This is a genomic window from Arthrobacter sp. SD1074B, assembly GCF_056780195.1.
Genome location: NZ_JBRAZT010000001.1, coordinates 3341067 through 3357532, shown reverse-complemented (window position 1 = coordinate 3357532; position 16466 = coordinate 3341067). Strand labels below are relative to the sequence as shown.

The window sequence follows — 16466 nt, the reverse complement described above, 5'->3', positions numbered from 1 at the left end:
GGCTTCATCCTGGCTGACGACGGCTGGCCCGCGGCCAGTGGGAGCTAGCTTCCGGCGGCCGCTGCTTCGGCGCGCCGCTGGGCGAGCCGGATTTCCAGGACGGCGTCCATGGCCTGCTGCACCCGGTCCGAGGCTCCGGCGGCGCTGAACTCCTTCTGGGCTTCATCCAAGTAGACGAGGGCCTCTTCGGATTCACCGGCGGCCTTGAGTGCCTTGCCGAGCAAAAGCGACACCTCGCCGGCAGTGTGCTTCGCGAGGACGTTGCGTTCCTGGTGGATCTCCCGCAATTTCTGGACCGCGCCGACGATGTCCCCGGTGAGGTAGAGCCAGCGTGCCCGGATGAAGGCCACCTCGAGCTGGTCGGTCTTGTTGCCGCCGACAATGGAGAGGGCCAGCTCGGCGCGTTCGATCGAGGACAGGGTCTCTGGCTCGACGATCCCCGAAGACAGGCGCACGGCGGCGGAGGCCTTATTGAACCTGGCCCAAAGGTCGATGTCGTTCGCGGGGGAGAGCAGCTTGGCGGCCTTCTCGTGGTACTTGATCCCCTCGGCATAGTCATGCCGCATAAAGGCCACGTTTCCCACCACCCAGGCGACTTCGCCGGCAAGCTGGGACATGGACTGGTCGTCCATCTGTTCGTTCATGTCCTGGCAGTACTTCCAGGCCTCGTCGAGCCGGCCACTTTCGGCGAGGGCGCCGATGAGTGCCCGCAGCGCCCCGATGATCAGCGTGGAGCCCTTGGGCAGCTGGGCGCAGAGCCGCACCGCTTCCTGGGCGTTTTCAACCGCTGCGGTGAGCTGGCCCTGTCCCTGGGCAGCTGCGGCCAGCATCTGCCGGGCCCGTACGCCCAGACCGGCCGATTCGGCGGCCATGGGGTGGTCCAGCAGCCGCTGGACGATCGCCTTGCACTCGGCCCACATGCCCTGCTTGATCAGGCACTCGGCCTGCATGTAGGTCATGTTCCACCATGCACTGGTGTTCTTTGCCTCCAGTGCAATCTGGGCGGCTGATGCAGCATGGACTGCCGCCAGCGGGTAGTCCCGCAGATCCCAGGCTTGCCGGGCGTACAGCCCTGCCAGCACGTATTCGGCGTCGCTGACGGAGACGGGCTGGCTCCAGGCTTCCAAGGCTTTAGGCGCGAGTTCAAGCCGGCGGGCGAGCTCTTCGATGACCTCCGCGGTCGGTTCCCGGCGCCCGGTTTCGAGCAGCGAGATGTAGCTGGGCGAGAACAGATCCTTCCCCAGTTCCGCCTGCGTGAGTCCACGCTCCAGCCGTTCCGCGCGGAGTTTCTCCCCGAATCCGTTCCCCACGGATACCACCTCATTCTGGACACTTCGTATACTAAATGCTTGACAGTCTCTGTGGAAAACATTTTACAATGTGTGTCAACAAGGGCAGTGCTGACTTGGTAACGACTCCGACTCAAAATGAGGAACTCTATGTTGAAGAAGATTGCAGCCGGCGCGGTTCTCGCAGGCGCCCTGGCTTTCTCCGCAGCGGCTCCGGCCGTTCTGTCCGCAGGTTCCATCGCCGATACCACCAACATCACCGCCGTTGGCAACTGGCCGGACCCCATGCGTACCGCATCGGCCGTGGGCAACTGGCCTGATCCGATGATGTACTCCACCAACGTCGGCAACTGGCCGGACCCGATGTAACCAGCGCTTTCACAGCCCCGGGATGACTGCCAAGTGTGTCCCGGGGCTTTTTGTGCCCTGGCCACCTCGTCGATTGCTCCGTTACGGCCCTTATGAGGGGTCTAAACGGCGGTTATGGAGCAATCGTTGGGTTCGACGGCAGGTCCGGTTGCCGCAGGCCGGTCGAACACAAAAAAGAGGGCCTTCCAATGGAAGGCCCTCTTTCGACTGGTCGGGATGACAGGATTTGAACCTGCGACCTCGTCGTCCCGAACGACGCGCGCTACCAAGCTGCGCCACATCCCGATCCGTTACTTCAAAAGCAACTTCACAAGAGTATCCGATTCGGGGCCCGGATGCGAAATCGGGGCCCTGATCGGGGCCAACGGAGCCGCCCTCCACGGGCGGCCGGCTCAGACCAGGGAGTCCTTCCACGCCCCGTGCAGCTTGGCAAAGCGCCCGCCCCCGCCGATCAGCTCCGCGGGTGTGCCATCCTCCACCACACGGCCGTCATGGACCACCAGGACGCGGTCGGCGGTCTCCACGGTGGAGAGCCGGTGCGCAATGATCAGCGCGGTGCGGCCCGCCTCGCCGGAGCTCACGCCTTGCAGCAGGCTCGCCAGCCCCGCCTGGACCATGCGCTCCGAGGGGATGTCCAGCGAGGACGTGGCCTCATCCAGGATCAGGACGGCGGGCCGGGCCAGGAAAGCCCTGGCGAAGCTGATCAGCTGGCGCTGCCCGGCCGAAACCCGGCCGCCGCGTTTGTTGACGTCGGTGTCGTAGCCGTCGGGCAGCGCGGAGATGAACTCGTGGGCGCCCACGGCCTTGGCCGCGTCCTCGATCTCCTGCCGGGAAGCCTCGGGCCGGCCCAGCGCGATGTTGTCCGCCACGGATCCGCTGAACAGGAATGCCTCCTGGGTGACCATCACGACGTTCCGGCGCAGGTCCGACGTCGTCAGCTGCCGCAGGTCCACGCCGTCGAGCGTGAGCGAACCCGAGGAGACGTCGTAGAAGCGGGCGATCAGCTTGGCCAGCGTTGACTTCCCGGCGCCGGTCTGGCCCACCAGGGCGACCGTCTGGCCGGCGGGTATGTGCAGGTCCATGGCGGGGATGATGACCGGGCCGTCGCCGTAGCGGAACTCGACGTTCTCGAAATCGATGCTGCCCTGCGCCGCGGGCAGGGCTACGGGGTTCTGCGGAGGCCGGACGGTGGGCACTTCCTCCAGTAGCCCGGAGACCTTCTCCAGCGCGGCCTGCGCACTCTGGAACGAGTTGTAGAACATCGCCATCTGGTCCACTGGCTGGAAGAAACGCTTGGCCGAGAGGATCAGCGCCAGCAGCACGCCCACGGCGAGCTCGCCGCTGAGGACGCGGAAACCGCCGGAGAGGAGCACGACGGCGACGCAGACGTTCCCGATCAGCACCAGGCCGGGCTGGAAGACGCCGTTGAGGTTGATGGAGCGGACAGTGACCTTCCGGTAGTCCTCGGAGAGCTCCGCGTAGCGCTCGGCGTTCTGGCGCTCCTTGCGGAAAGCCTTGACGGCGCGGATGCCCGTCATGGTCTCGACGAAGTGCACAATCAGCCGGGCCGAGACAACGCGGGATTCGCGGAACGCGATCTGCGAGTGCTTTTGGTACCAGCGGGCCAGGAAGTACATCGGCACGCCGGCGGCGAGCACCAGCAACCCGGTGCGCCAGTCCAGGGCGAACACGGTGATGGCGGTGAAGACCATAAACAGCATCCCGGAGGCGAGCGAGCTGACCCCGGAGTCCAAAAGTTCGCGCAGGGCCTCAAGGTCCGAGGTCTGCCGGGCGATGATGCGGCCCGAGGTGTATTTCTCGTGGAACTCCAGGCTCAGCCGCTGGGTTTGCCGGAAAACCCGCACGCGCAGGTCCAGCAGCATCGCCTGGCTCAGGCGCGCCGTCGAGGTTACGTACAGGGCGGTCAGCCCGGCCGTCGCCACCGCCGCTGCGAGGTACGCGACGCCGGCCAGCACCAGCGGGACGTTGTCCCCGGCGCGCAGGGCGGGCAGGGCATGATCGATGCCGAAGGCAATGAGCGCCGGCCCCGCGACGCGGGCGGCCTGGGACAGCACGACGGCGGCGATAGTCAGCCAGAACCGCCGGCGGACCGGGCGGATCAGCGAGCCGAGCAGGGCCAGCGAGCGGCGGCGGACGGCCCTGCTGTCGGACTTGGACAGGTGCGCGTTGTCCTCGTTGGCGGTGCCGAAGGTGGCGGTGCTCATCGGGACACCTCCTCGGCCTCGAGGGCGGACAATTCGGAGTCGAGGTCCCGCGGTTCCGGATCCAGGCTGGCGATGACGTAGCGGTAGTGGCTGTTCTCCGCGAGCAGTTCGGTGTGGGTGCCGACGGCGGCGATCCGGCCGTCCTCCAGCAACGCCACCCGGTCGGCCAGGGCCACTGTGGAGGGCCGATGGGCGACGATCAGCGTGGTGGTGTCCGCCAGCACCTCCCGCAGCCTGGCCTCGACAAGCTCCTCGGTGTTGACGTCCAGCGCGGAGAGCGGATCGTCCAGGACCAGGACCTTGGGCTGGGCCGCGACAGCCCTGGCCAGGGCGATGCGCTGCCGTTGTCCGCCGGAGAGGCTTAGTCCCTCCTCGCCGATCAGGGTGTCCAGGCCGTCCGGCAGCGAGTACGCGAAGTGGGCCTGCGCGGTGTCCAGCGCCTCGGACAGGATCTGCTCCCGGCGTTCCGCGGACTGGTGGCCCGGGACGCCGAGCAGCACGTTGTCCCGGACGGAACTGGAAAACAGGGTGGTGTCCTCGAACGCGACGGCGACGACGCTGCGTAGCTCCTCCACGCTGAAGTCCCGCAGGTCCACGCCGTCGATCGTGACCGAGCCCGCCGTGACCTCGAACAGACGCGGCACGAGCTGCAGCAGGGCACTCTTGCCGCTGCCGGTGATGCCCACCAGGGCCATGGTCTCGCCGGGCCGGATATCCAGGCAGATGTCCTTGAGGATCGGCTTGTCCGGCGCGTCCTCGAAGGCGAAGGTGGCGTTGTGGAAGCCAAGGGCGCCCCGGAGCCGATCGGGACGGCGCGGCTGCGGCGGGCTGGTGATGGTGTTGACCGAGTCCATCACCTCGAAGTGCCGGTCCACCGCGGTCTTGGCGGTGAGCGCCATCGCCAGCAGCATGCCGCAGAACTCCACCGGCGCGGCGATCACGGCTGCGGTGGCGAAAAACGCCACGAGCGAGCCGATGCTCAGCTCGCCTCCGGCCGCCAGCATGATGCCGACAACCAGCCCGGCGCCGAGGGCCAGTTCAGGCAGCAGGGTGACGACGAGGCTGAAGGCTGCCAGGTGTTTGGCCTTGGCGATCTCGGTCTGGCGCAGCTCTTCGGCCTGTTCGTTGAAGTTTTCCAGCGCCTCTCGGCTGCGCCCGAAAGCCTTGAGCACGCGGATGCCGTGGACCGACTCCTCGACCGTGGTGGCGAGGTCGCCGGCCTGGTCCTGGCTGCGTCGGGCGACCTTGCTGAAGCGGGTCCGGAAGCGGAATCCGTAGATCATGATCGGCACGGCGGCGGCCAGGAAGATCAGCGCCAGCTGCCAGCTCATGGAGAACATCACGACGACGCCGATCACCACGGTCAGCGTGGTAACCACGAGCATGATCGCACCGAACGCCATCCAGCGCCGGAGGAAGTTCAGGTCCGTCATGGCCCGGGAGAGCAGCTGGCCGGAACCCCAGCGGTCATGGAAGGCGACGGTCAGGTCCTGCAGGTGGTCGTATAACGAGACCCGCATCCGGGTTTCCACCGTGGTGGCCGGGTTGATGACAAACTGGCGGCGCAACGCTACGAGCCCGGCTTCGGCGATACCCAGCACCAGGATCACCGCGGAGGCAATCCAGACGGCCTGGCTGCTGCCGCCAGGCCGCAACCAGTCGTTGACGAGCACGCGCAGCACCTGCGGGATGGCCAGGGCGACCAGGCTGGCCAGCAAGGCACACAGCAGGCCCATAACCAGCCGCGGCATGATCGGTCTGACGTGCGGATAGAGACGGCTGATTGATGAGAAAAACGGAGTCTGCTTGGCCATGCCTGCTTCTTAGGGGCAACTGCGAAGTGAATTACGCAACTGGATGTAGTTTCCTGTAGCAACTACCCTAGGCCATCCCGTGACCCGCTTCACAGGATATCGCGCCGTTCCGAAATCTGGCCCAGTAATTATGTTCCGCAATGCTGCCTTGTCCATCGCCGGTCCCGAAGACGGAGCATGTCCGCTGGGAGGCCGCCAGCGCGGTGGACATGTCCATCTGCAGCAGGCGCCCGGCGAACGGGCGAAGTACTTCCGGCAGGCTCAGGAACGGGCGGTCAGCGTGAGCAGGACAGCTTCGGGCTTGCAGGCGATCCGGACCGGGGCGAAGCGCGACGTGCCGACGCCGCCGGAGACGTTTACCGGCGTCGTATGTCCCTTGTTTTCCCAGTTGTGCAGGCCCTTGGCCCGCCAGGTGGGCAGGTCGCAGTTGGCAACCAGCGCTCCGTAGCCCGGAACGCAGATCTGTCCGCCGTGGGTGTGGCCGGCCAGCAGCAGGTCCGCGCCGTCGTCGGTGAAGTGGTCCAGCACGCGCTGGTAGGGCGCGTGGGCGACGGCGACGCGCAGGTGCGGTTTGGCGTCCTGGCCCCTGGTGCCCCGGGGCCAGCCGGCGTAGCGCTCCAGGCGCAGGTGCGGATCGTCCACGCCGGAAAAATCCACCCGCAGGCCGTTGATCACGAGCGACTGGCAGCGGTTGGTCAGGTCCACCCAGCCGCCCATGCCGAAGCCGGAACGCAGCCGCGGCCAGTCCAGTTCAATGGGATCCGGCCGGGACTTGGACGGCCCCAGCAGATAGGAGGCGGGGTTCTTCAGCCGCGGCGCGAAGTAGTCGTTGGAGCCGGGGACGAAGACGCCCGGGAATTCCATCAGCGGCCGCAGCGCCTCCAGCACGGGGTCGATGGCTTTGACGTGGCTGAGGTTGTCGCCGGTGTTCACCACCAGGTCCGGTTTCAGCCCGGCGAGGGACTGCAGCCAGGCGGCCTTGCGGTGCTGGCCGGGCACGAAGTGGATGTCGCTCAGGTGCAGCACACGCATTGGCCCGTACCCCTGCGGCAGGATGGGGAGGTTCTCCTCCCGGAGCACGAACTGGTTCTTCTCCCACAGTCCGTAGCCGGTGGCGGCGGCCCCCGCGGCGGCTCCGAGGGCGGTGGTGACGGCAAAGCCGCGCCCGATGCTTCGAGCGCGGCTTGCCAGGGCGGATCCGCCGGCCATGGCTACTTGTTCTTTCCGGGCTTCGTCGGGCCCGAGGTTGCCGGCGGTGCGGCCGGCGCGGGGTTCTGCGTCGCCGGGGCCGGGTTGTCATTGGTGTTGCCGTTGTTGTTCGTGTTTCGGGACTCCGTGTTGGGTTGCTGGTACTGGGTGTTCCCGTACAGCAGGCTCGATGGCGGCTCCGGGAACGGCTCCGTGCCGTGCGACGGGGCGATCTGGGCCATGAACCTGGAGAACATCGGACCGGCGATCATGTAGCCGTCGATGCCCTGGTAGAACTGGCCGTTGATCGTGATGTTCTGTCCGGCGCGCTTCTGGCTGCCGAGGGGGTCGCCAAACCAAGCTGCCGTCGCGAGGCCGGTGGTGTGGCCGACAACCCAGGTGGACCCGTTGTTGTTGGAGGTACCGGTCTTGGCTGCGATCGGGAAATTGGTGACCGTGGAAATGCGCGGCTGGATCAGCGAGCCGGAGCCGCGGTTCAGGACCTCCTGCAGGGCGTAGTTCACGCCCTTGGCAACCTCGGGCTTGAGGGCATCCCGGCAGTTCACGGCCTGGGCAGGAAGTTTGGCGCCGGTCGCATCCGTGACCGAGGTGATCGCCATCGGTGCGCAGTACCGGCCGTCATTGGCGAAAGTGGCGAACGCGCTGGCCATGGTCAGCGGCGCCGTCTGGGTGGCGCCGAGCAGGTTGGGGAGCCGTGACATGTCGACCGGCTGGTTGTCCAGGCCGTTGTGGATGCCGACCGCGTCCACAATCCGCTGGATCCCGCAGAAGTCGAGTTGCGCCGCGGAGGCGAACGTAATGGTGTTGATCGAGTTGTAGAGGCCCTTCAGGACCGTCATGGGCCGATAATAACCCTCTTCGGCGTTTTGCAGGTCGTCCGCGGCGTTCCCGCCGGCGTTCTTCTCGGCGGTGCTGTAGGCGCCGAGGGTAGTACCGCAGGAGTTCCGCCAAGGGAAGCCGGTGGGGTAGGCCCGTACGGAGCCGTCCACCACAGTGTTCATGGACTTGCCCTCGTCCAGCCATTCGGCGAAGGTGAACGGCTTCATGGTGGAGCCAGGCTGGGCGCCGCCGAGGCCGCCGAGGTCCCCGCCCTTGTCGTCGTTTTTATCGACGTTGAAGTTGATCTGCGTGTCGAATTTCCCCTTGGCAGGCAGCCAGGTGGTGTTCTGTGCCATGTTGGTGATCTTGCCCGTGCCCGGTTCGACGGAGACCAGCGCGGCACCCCACTTGTCAGGGTTCGCGCCCGCCGCGGCATCCACCTGCGTCTGGGCTGCCTTCTGGGCCGCCGGTTCCAGCGTGGTCTTGATGGTCAGGCCGCCGCGGAAAATCTTCCGCTCGCGTTCCTTGGCGTCCGCGCCGTACGCCGGGTTGTTGAGCAGCAGGTGCAGCACGTAGTCGCAGAAATAAGGGGCGGTGGGGGAGTAGGCGCAGCCCTGGCGCGGCTGGGTCACCTTGGTCTTGACCGGGGTTGCGATGGCGGCGTCGTACTGCGCCTGCTTGATTTTGCCTTGCGCGAGCATGGCCTTGAGCACAAGGTCGCGGCGCGCCTTGGCGTTGTCCGGGTTCGTGATCGGGTCGTAGAAGGAGGGGCTGTTCACAACGCCGGCGAGGAGCGCGGCCTGCGGCAGCGTCAGGTTCTTGGCGGACGTGCTGAAGAACAGCCGGGACGCCGCCTCGATGCCGTAGGCGTCGCGGTTGAAGAACACGATGTTGAGATAGCCCTCAAGGATCTGCTCCTTGGTGAACTTCTTCTCCAGTGCGATGGCAAGCTTCATCTCGCGAAGCTTGTCCCCGACGCCCTTGTTAACGCCGTTGAGAAGGACCTGGTCGCCCTTGCCCTCGGACTCAAGCGAGGAGTTGATGACGTTGTTCACGTACTGCTGGGTGATGGTCGAGGCGCCCTGCTTGTTGCCGCGCGCGGTGGCAACCAATGCGCGCAGGATACCCGTGGTGTCCACACCGCCGTGTTCGTAGAAGCGGCTGTCCTCAATGGCGATCACCGCGTCCTTGATGAAGGGCGACATCTGGTCCAACGAGACGCGGGTGCGGTTCTCTTTGTAGATCGTGGCGATGACGCTGCCGTCCGAGGCCAGGATCGTGGTCGACTGGCTCGGCGGATCAACCTTGAGTTCAGCCGGCAGCGCCTCGAAGAATTTGATCGAACCGCTCGCGGTGTTGCCGGAGACGGCCGCCGCGGGGACCAGGAGTCCCGCCACCAGGACGCCACAGATAGCGCTCACGCCCAGGAAAAGGACCAGCTTTCCGAGGGTGGTGGCCGTGTCGAATAAAGGGTTCTTACCAGTCGCCATGTTTTCCACTTTACCGGCAAGGACTAGGCTTTACTTCATGACCAAATGGGAGTACGCCACGATTCCGCTCATTATCCACGCCACTAAGCAGATCCTGGATCAGTGGGGCGACGACGGCTGGGAGCTTGTGCAGGTTGTTCCGGGCCCCGATGGAAACGGCCTGGTTGCCTACCTGAAGCGGGAGAAGAACTAGCCATGAGCACGCCCGAGACGGCGGCGCCGGCCACGGGTCCGAGCCCCGCCAACACGGCGGAAAGCACCGCCCGCACCGGCGCGTCGTCCGCCGTCGAACAGCGCCTCGCCGAGCTTGGCCTGGAGCTTCCGGAGGTCGCCGCCCCGGTGGCCGCCTATGTCCCGGCCGTCATCTCCGGCAACCACGTCTACACCTCCGGCCAGCTGCCGTTTATTAACGGCAAACTCGAAGCAACCGGCAAGGTCTCCTCCGGGGCCGAAGCCACCTCGGATGAACCAACCGTGTCGCCGGAAGAGGCCAAGCGCTATGCCGAGGTCTGCGTTGTCAATGCGCTGGCCGCCGTCAAGAGCGTGATCGGTGACCTCGACCGCATCACCCGCATCGTGAAGGTGGTCGGGTTCGTTTCCTCCGATCCCTCGTTCACCGGCCAGCCCGGTGTCATCAACGGCGCCTCCGAGCTTCTGGGCAAGGTGCTCGGCGACGCCGGCCAGCATGCACGTTCCGCCGTCGGCGTTTCAGTTCTGCCGCTCGACTCTCCGGTCGAGGTCGAACTGATCGCTGAATTCGCCTAGAGGGCCGGTCGTTTCCCTTGCCGCACTTAGCTCGACGCCTGTTTGTCCTCCCCCCGGATCTTGAGGGGGCGGCCCGCAGCTGGATTGAACACGGCGAGCGGACCCCCCGTGCCCCCCGGTTTGCCTCCTCCGTTGTCCTGCTGCGGGATTCGCCCACCGGCTTGGAGGCATGGCTGGGATACCGGCCCGGGTCCTCGCCGCTGGGCGTGCTCGCGTTCCCCGGCGGCTCGCTGGAGTCGTCCGACGACGACGCGGTGGGCTGGCTTGGACCCCCGCCGCAGTGGTGGGCCGAGCAGATGGGAACCCCCGACGTCGGGCTGGCGCGACGCCACGTGGTGGGCGCTATCCGAGAGCTGTTCGAGGAGACCGGCGTACTGCTGGCCGGTCCGGATTTGTCCACTACGGTGGAGGGCACCTCCACGCCCGAGTGGATGCGCGCCAGGGAGGCCGTGGCGGAGCAGGAAAAGTCGTTCACCGATGTTCTCGCCAAGCGCGGGCTCTCGGTGCGGACGGACCTGCTCAAGCCGCTGGTGAACTGGCTGAGCCCCGACTTCGCCCACCGCCGCTTCAACACCCGGTACTTCGCTGCGACCGTCCCGGTGAACCAGCAGCCCTCGCTGCTGGCCAGCAAGGGGGTGTGGGGGCGCTGGGTGTGTGTCCGCAAGGTCATTGCCGAGCGTGACACGACAGTCCTGGGCGACGAGGTGGGCCAGCCGAACACGGTGGGCCTGACGCTCGGCCAGCTCCTGGTGCCGGGTTCGGAGATCATGCTGGAGAAAATGGCCGCCGCGAACGGCTGCATCGCCTACCTCAGCTACAAACGCAAGGCCCACGCCTACCAGCCGACCCTGGTGGAGGAAGACGGCAGGCTCATGCTCGAAGTCGAGGCCGCCAAGACCGTCGCCGGGGAACCGCAGCGGGAACGCTGAGCGTCCCGGGGCATGTCCTCCGCACGGCCTGGGCAACGGACATAGTGCGCTTTTGTCCACGCCCGGCGTCCAAGAATGGGCATGTCCCCCGTCTGGCCCCGGAAAACACCAGGCCCCTGCAGCCTCCAGCATCCACCCAAGCCCCGCTTAAACACCGAAGGCCGGCCCGTTTCACGGGCCGGCCTTCCTGCATGCACTGTAAAGCTGTAGCAACCCCTAGCGGGAGCGCTGCCGGAGACGCTGCATGTCGAGGATGACGACGGCGCGGGCTTCCAGGCGCAGCCAGCCGCGCTGAACGAACTCGGCGAGGGCCTTGTTGACGGTCTCGCGGGAGGCGCCGACCAGCTGGGCCAGTTCCTCCTGGGTGAGCTCGTGGGCCACGAGGACGCCGTCCGTCGCGGGGCGGCCGAAGCGGTCGGCCAGGTCCAGCAGCGCCTTGGCCACGCGGCCGGGGACATCCGAGAAGACGAGGTCGGAGAGCGAATCGTTGGTGCGGCGCAGGCGCCGCGCGAGGGCCTGCAGCAGCTGGGCCGAGACCTCCGGGCGGGTGCGCAGCAGGGCGTTGAGGCTCTCGTTCTTCAGCCCGGCCAGGCGGGTTTCGGAGACGGCAGTGGCCGTGGCGGTGCGCGGGCTCGGGTCGAACAGTGCCATCTCGCCGAACAGTTCGCCCGGGCCGAGGATGGCGAGCAGGGATTCGCGGCCGTCGGGGGACGTGCGGCCGAGCTTCACCTTGCCGGAGACGATGAAGTAAAGCTGGTCACCCTGGTCGCCTTCCCGGAAAACCGAGGCCCCGCGTGAGAGGTCCACCTCGGTGAGTTCGTCCGTCAGCAGACGGAACGCCTCGTCGTCGAGCGTGGCGAAAAGGGGTGCGCGGCGCAATACCTCGATATCCATGAAATCTCCTGACTTACTGTGTCGGCTGGGGCGCTTCCGCCATTGTTTCAGAATTTTGCGGCTTCTGTGACGTAGTTGGCACCGAAACGCGCGAAACGGCGGGCGCGTGACGGGCGGGCCCTGCCTCGGGCACCCGCCAAACTGTCAGCCTGCGCCGGTAGAATGGGGGTCTTACCAGTCATTAAGGAGCCCCGGTGTTCGGCTTGACCATCTTGGACCTGGCGTTGATCCTGACGCTCTTGTCCTACCTGATCTACGGGCTGCGCAACGGCTTCCTGGTGACTCTTGGCGGCATCGCAGGGTTCGCGGCGGGGGCCGTGGCCGCCTTCGTGTCCGTGCCGGTCGTCAGCGACCTTGTCGACGACTCGGGCTGGCGGCTCACGGCGATCATCGCCGCCGCTGTCCTGCTGATGATGGTGGGGCACGGGTTGGGCACCATGATCGGGCGGCGCCTCCGGAGCGTGGTCAGGATCAGCCCGCTCCGGCTGGCCGACCGCGTCGTCGGCGGCGGCGTCAACCTTGCCGTGTCGGCGCTCGTGATGTCCATGCTGGCGTTCAGCATCAGCGCCCTCGGTGTGCCCTTTGTTTCCCAGCAATTGGCCGATTCCAAGGTCATCGGGTTCATCGACGGCGTCACCCCGACGCCGTTGAAGACGTCCATGGCCCAATTGCGCTCCGCGGTGATCGGCGAGGGGATTCCCACCCTGTTCGAAGGCGGCGTCGGTGGCCGGCCCGTGCCGGTCCCGGACGCCAGCACCGACACCCCGGCGCTGAACAAGGCGGCAGCTTCGGTGCTGAAGATCGCCGGAACCGCCTACCAGTGCGGCCAGAACCAGACCGGAACCGGCTTTGTGGTCTCGCCCGGCCGGGTGGTGACGAACGCCCACGTGGTGGCCGGGGTACCGGAGCCTGTTGTGGAGGTCCCGGGCGGCGGGGCGCTCCCCGGCCGGGTCGTCTACTTCGACAGCCAGCATGACCTGGCGGTCCTGGCAGTGGACGGGCTGCGCTCCGCGCCGCTGCAACTGGGCCGGAACCTTCCCGCCGGCAGCCCTGCGGCGTTTGCCGGGTACCCGCACGGCGGTCCGTTCCAGTCCAAACCGGCAACGGTGCGGGACATCACCACCGTCCTGGTCCCGGACATCTACGGCAACAACGCCGCCGCCGAGGACGTCTACCGGCTCGCCGGCGACGTGCAGCCGGGGAACTCCGGCGGGCCGCTGCTGACCATGGACGGCAAGGTGGCCGGCGTCGTTTTCGCGAAGTCCACCTCTGAATCCTCGCTCGGGTTCGCCATCACCATGAGCGACCTTGACCCTGTCGCCGCGCGGGCGCCGGGGCTCGGCAACGCCGTCTCGCCGGGCCAGTGCATCAAGAAATAAACCCTGCGGAGCGGGCGGCGTCAGGCCGTGGCCGCTTCGATCCACTCCAGGCTCTGGCCGTGCGGGCCGGCGATGGCCACCGGCAGGCCGTCCTCCAGCAGCAGGAAGCGGCCGCGGAGGCGTGAGTCGTCCATTTCCGGAACCACGCTGGACCCGTCCTGCTGCCGGATGACGGTGTGGCCCTCGTTTGAGATCCAGTGGCAGCCCCGGTCCGCCGCCAGCAGGGCGATGGTGTCGCGGAAACGTTCGCGGCCGGCGGCATCGAGATAGGCCATGACCGCACTGTGGAAGACCACCAGGGCGGCGTCCGGCGGGGCCTGCGCCGCCAGCGACACCAGTTGTTCATTGAGGTCTCCGGCGACCAGCAGCGGCGGATCGGCGCGCGCGACGGCGATCGCCAGGCGTAGCCGCTCGCGGCGGAAGTCCTGCTCCGGCCAGATCAGCGCCTCCAGCCAGGCCACGTCGTCGGGGTTGTGGATGTCCAACGGGTTCAGGTCGATGCCTGCCCGCCACACCACCGCGGGTAGCGCGGCGGGCAGCGGCACCGGCCCGGTCGTGGTGCAGCGCAGCACGGGGTAACTTCCGGGCGGGGCGGCGGCCGGTGCGAGCCGGGTGACCGCCCCGGCCCCGCCGTCGAATTCGTAGCCGTAGCGGTCGGGGAACAGCGCCAGCCCTGCCGAGGCGCCGACCTCGATGAGGGCCAGCGGACGTCCCTCCGCAGCGGTGATCCGGGCAAGGGAGGGCAGCAACGCGGCGCAGCGTCCGGTCTCGTTTGTCTGCGTGGACCGGGAGAGGACAATCCGGGAGACCTCGTCCCAGTGACTGTCCAGGAAGCGCCGGAACTCGGGGTAGGGGCTGATCCGGGCGCCGAGGAAGCGGGCCGCAGCCAGCATCAGCAGCGGCTGGCGCTTGGTGTGCGGCCAGTCGTCGATGCGCCGGATCAGTTCCGGATCATCCGCGATGCCCAGCGACCATTCGGCATAGCAGGCGGAATTGTCCGGCGCATCGATGGTGCCGAAGTGCCGGTACCAGTCCGCGGTCCCCGAGGGCTCCGGCGCGGGGGACATGCTCAGCCCCGGCCCGCGTCCAGCTCGGCGAGGTACTCGACGGCGAAGCGGTACCCGAGGATGCCCGCGCCGGCGATCACCGCCTTGCTGATATCCGAAAGGTAGGAGTGGTGCCGGAATGTCTCCCGGGCGTGCACGTTGGTGATGTGGACCTCGACGGTGGGCAGTTGCACGGCCGTGATCGCGTCGCGGATGGCCACCGAGGTGTGCGTGTAGGCGCCGGCGTTCAGCACGATGCCCACCGCCTTCCCCCGGGCGGCATGGACGGCGTCCACCAGCGCGCCCTCATGGTTGGACTGGAAGCACTCGACGTCGAAGCCGTGCGCGGCGCCGGCGTCCTTGACGAGCTGTTCGACGTCGGCCAGGGTGGCGGTGCCGTACTTTTCGGGCTCACGGGTGCCCAGCAGGTTCAGGTTGGGTCCGTTGAGGACCAGGATGGTGCCGCGGCGCGCGTCGGCGGGGGTGGCTTCGCTCATGCCTGCCAATGTATCGCGTTGTCCCGGACCGTAGGTCGATGTTTCCTGCGGAGTTCATCAACCGCCGGGTGGGCGGCGCCGTCCGGGCGCCCGCGGACCTGTCGCGAGCTGCTCTATCCGCCGCAGCGCCAGGGCACAGACCGGCAGATAGGCAGGTGCCCACCATGGGACGGTGAAGGTGACCAGGCAGCCGCCGGGCGCCGGGACTACGCGGTGGCCGGTGGCGGGGATTCCGGCGACGGACCAAGACCAGTACCGGCCGGCCTCAAACGCTGTCACCGCGTACGGCAGCGACGGTCCGAGGACGGTGCGGACCGTGCCGCGGCTGCCGGGCGCGAGTTCCGCCGGGACGTCGCCCGTCGGTTCCGGCTCGACGCCGCTGATGGACGGCCCCCACGCCGGCCACTGCGCGGTGTCCGTAAGCAGCCCCCACACCACGTCCGCGGGCGCGGCCACCCGGCGGGTTACGGAGAATGTCACACCGGCCGGCCGAGGACCGCCAGCGCGGCGCGGTGTCCGCTGACCAGCGCGCCCTGGATGGAAGCCGTTTCCCGGTAGTCGCCGCAGACGGTGAGCCCGGTGGGACCCTCCCGGGGGTGCCCGGGCCTGAGCGGCGGCGGCTGCGCGGGCAGCGACTGCGGTATCTCGTGCCTCGCCACCAGCTCCCAGCCAACCGTGGAAGAACCAAAAAGTTCCCCGGCGTGGCGGAGGACCTCAGCATCGGTTGGCACCGGCCGGCCCGCGCCGAACAGCGCGGACGTCTGGATCAGGTGCCGGCCGGCGGGCGCGTAGCTCGGTGCCGCGTTGGAAATGACGGCAGCGTTGACCAGTGGTCCGCCCGGGCTGGTGCGGCCGTCAAGATAGAGCATGTTGGCGTCGCTGGGGGCCGAGCCAGCGGCAAACCAGTGCGTGAGCACCCCCTTCATGGCCGGCGCCTCGGTCCCGGCGAGCCGGGACGCGTTGACCGGATCGGCGGCGAGGACCACGCGGCGGGCCCGGATGACCGCATCCGCTGCGGTGACCAGGACCGTGTCCCCGTCCGGCGTGATCGTCTCCACCCGTGTCGAGGTGCGGACCGGTGCGGTGAGGGCGTCCGCCAACTGCTGCGGGAGCGCCTGCATGCCGTCGCACGGCAGCCCGGGAACGCCGGTGGCGAAGACCCGCGCCAGTTGCAGGGCGAAGTCGTTTGAGGTGGTGCCCTCGTCCTCCAGCAGCACCCCGGCAAAGAACCGGTCCACCACCGTGCGGACTTCGCCGGAACAGCCGGCCCGGTCCAGGCCGTCCCGCAGTGCGACGTCCGGGCGTCCGGGCCGCCGGGCGCCATCCCACCGGGCGCCCGCGACGGCCGGCGCAGCCCAGCGCAGCAGCCCAGCGACGGAGCGCGGGCCCAGGAGTCCGCTGCGCAGCATCTGCAGGACCATGCCCGGCTCACGCAGGGGGTGGGCCAGGACCGCCAGGGAGTCCTGCCGCCGGACCCGGACGCTGGCGCCGAAGGCCTGGAGCCCCAGCGCGCCGACGTCGACCCAGCGGCGGACCGCAGGGTACGCCGGGTTCAGCACCTGGAAGCCGCGGTCCACGAGGAATCCGTCGACCCGGTCCGTGCGGATCCTGCCTCCGACGGCGTCGGAGGCTTCCCAGACCTGCACCTCGCGCCCGGCGGCCTGCAGTTCCCGGGCACACTGCAGGCCGCCGAGGCCAGCACCGACCACCAGGACCTCGCACGATTCCGTCACCGCAGCCG

General features: G+C 67.9%; 15 protein-coding genes and 1 tRNA gene. 5 read left to right on the top strand and 11 right to left on the bottom strand.

The window, feature by feature from the left end; all coding sequences use genetic code 11:
• Positions 1-44: 44 nt before the first annotated feature.
• Complete coding sequence (locus ACUYM2_RS15620) at positions 45-1310, bottom strand: helix-turn-helix domain-containing protein (RefSeq protein WP_346957848.1); 1266 nt, start codon at positions 1308-1310, stop codon at positions 45-47.
• A 129-nt stretch (positions 1311-1439) separates the two neighbouring features.
• Here ACUYM2_RS15620 and ACUYM2_RS15615 point away from each other — a divergent pair, with 129 nt between their 5' ends.
• On the top strand, positions 1440-1658 hold the full coding sequence (locus tag ACUYM2_RS15615) for a hypothetical protein (protein WP_481600877.1): 219 nt from the start codon (positions 1440-1442) through the stop codon (positions 1656-1658).
• Positions 1659-1866: 208 nt separating this feature from the next.
• Here ACUYM2_RS15615 and ACUYM2_RS15610 read toward each other — a convergent pair.
• The 5 genes from ACUYM2_RS15610 to ACUYM2_RS15590 all read right to left on the bottom strand — a co-directional run bounded on the left by ACUYM2_RS15610 (position 1867) and on the right by ACUYM2_RS15590 (position 9215).
• Positions 1867-1943: transfer RNA gene (locus ACUYM2_RS15610), tRNA-Pro, on the bottom strand.
• Positions 1944-2050: 107 nt separating this feature from the next.
• Complete coding sequence (locus ACUYM2_RS15605) at positions 2051-3883, bottom strand: ABC transporter ATP-binding protein (protein ID WP_481600876.1); 1833 nt, start codon at positions 3881-3883, stop codon at positions 2051-2053.
• On the bottom strand, positions 3880-5697 hold the full coding sequence (locus ACUYM2_RS15600) for an ABC transporter ATP-binding protein (RefSeq protein ID WP_481600875.1): 1818 nt from the start codon (positions 5695-5697) through the stop codon (positions 3880-3882). The genes ACUYM2_RS15605 and ACUYM2_RS15600 overlap by 4 nt, the downstream gene beginning before the upstream one ends.
• 261 nt (positions 5698-5958) lie before the next feature.
• Complete coding sequence (locus ACUYM2_RS15595) at positions 5959-6906, bottom strand: metallophosphoesterase (protein WP_481600874.1); 948 nt, start codon at positions 6904-6906, stop codon at positions 5959-5961.
• 2 nt (positions 6907-6908) lie between these two features.
• Positions 6909-9215, bottom strand: coding sequence for a transglycosylase domain-containing protein (locus ACUYM2_RS15590; RefSeq protein ID WP_481600873.1), 2307 nt, complete (start codon positions 9213-9215; stop codon positions 6909-6911).
• Positions 9216-9252: 37 nt separating this feature from the next.
• Between ACUYM2_RS15590 and sp36 the strand changes: the two genes are divergently transcribed.
• Genes sp36 through ACUYM2_RS15575 form a run of 3 tightly spaced genes read left to right on the top strand, consistent with a single transcriptional unit; the run spans position 9253 to position 10909 of the window.
• A complete protein-coding gene (gene sp36 / locus ACUYM2_RS15585; RefSeq protein WP_175321496.1) occupies positions 9253-9408 on the top strand; it encodes a Sp36 family protein in 156 nt (51 codons plus the stop codon).
• 2 nt (positions 9409-9410) lie between these two features.
• Complete coding sequence (locus ACUYM2_RS15580) at positions 9411-9980, top strand: RidA family protein (RefSeq protein ID WP_481600872.1); 570 nt, start codon at positions 9411-9413, stop codon at positions 9978-9980.
• A 17-nt stretch (positions 9981-9997) separates the two neighbouring features.
• Positions 9998-10909 (top strand): NUDIX hydrolase, encoded by a 912-nt coding sequence (locus tag ACUYM2_RS15575; RefSeq protein ID WP_481600871.1) that lies wholly within the window; start codon positions 9998-10000, stop codon positions 10907-10909.
• Positions 10910-11125: 216 nt separating this feature from the next.
• On the opposite strand, the gene ACUYM2_RS15570 is transcribed toward ACUYM2_RS15575, so the two are convergent.
• Positions 11126-11803, bottom strand: coding sequence for a Crp/Fnr family transcriptional regulator (locus tag ACUYM2_RS15570; protein WP_011693220.1), 678 nt, complete (start codon positions 11801-11803; stop codon positions 11126-11128).
• Between the two features lie 194 nt (positions 11804-11997).
• On the opposite strand from ACUYM2_RS15570, the gene ACUYM2_RS15565 reads away from it, so the two are divergent.
• On the top strand, positions 11998-13182 hold the full coding sequence (locus ACUYM2_RS15565) for a MarP family serine protease (protein WP_481600870.1): 1185 nt from the start codon (positions 11998-12000) through the stop codon (positions 13180-13182).
• Between the two features lie 20 nt (positions 13183-13202).
• Here ACUYM2_RS15565 and ACUYM2_RS15560 read toward each other — a convergent pair whose 3' ends face one another.
• The 4 genes from ACUYM2_RS15560 to ACUYM2_RS15545 are packed head-to-tail and all read right to left on the bottom strand — an operon-like array spanning position 13203 to position 16458.
• Complete coding sequence (locus ACUYM2_RS15560; RefSeq protein ID WP_481600869.1) at positions 13203-14249, bottom strand: DUF2332 domain-containing protein; 1047 nt, start codon at positions 14247-14249, stop codon at positions 13203-13205.
• Between the two features lie 2 nt (positions 14250-14251).
• On the bottom strand, positions 14252-14725 hold the full coding sequence (aroQ, locus tag ACUYM2_RS15555; protein WP_481600868.1) for a type II 3-dehydroquinate dehydratase: 474 nt from the start codon (positions 14723-14725) through the stop codon (positions 14252-14254).
• A gap of 57 nt (positions 14726-14782) precedes the next feature.
• Positions 14783-15205, bottom strand: a complete 423-nt coding sequence (locus ACUYM2_RS15550; RefSeq protein WP_481600867.1) for an SRPBCC family protein — start codon at positions 15203-15205, stop codon at positions 14783-14785.
• Positions 15202-16458: an NAD(P)/FAD-dependent oxidoreductase gene (locus tag ACUYM2_RS15545; protein WP_481600866.1), complete on the bottom strand. Its 1257-nt coding sequence runs from the start codon at positions 16456-16458 to the stop codon at positions 15202-15204. The genes ACUYM2_RS15550 and ACUYM2_RS15545 overlap by 4 nt, the downstream gene beginning before the upstream one ends.
• Positions 16459-16466: the final 8 nt, after the last annotated feature.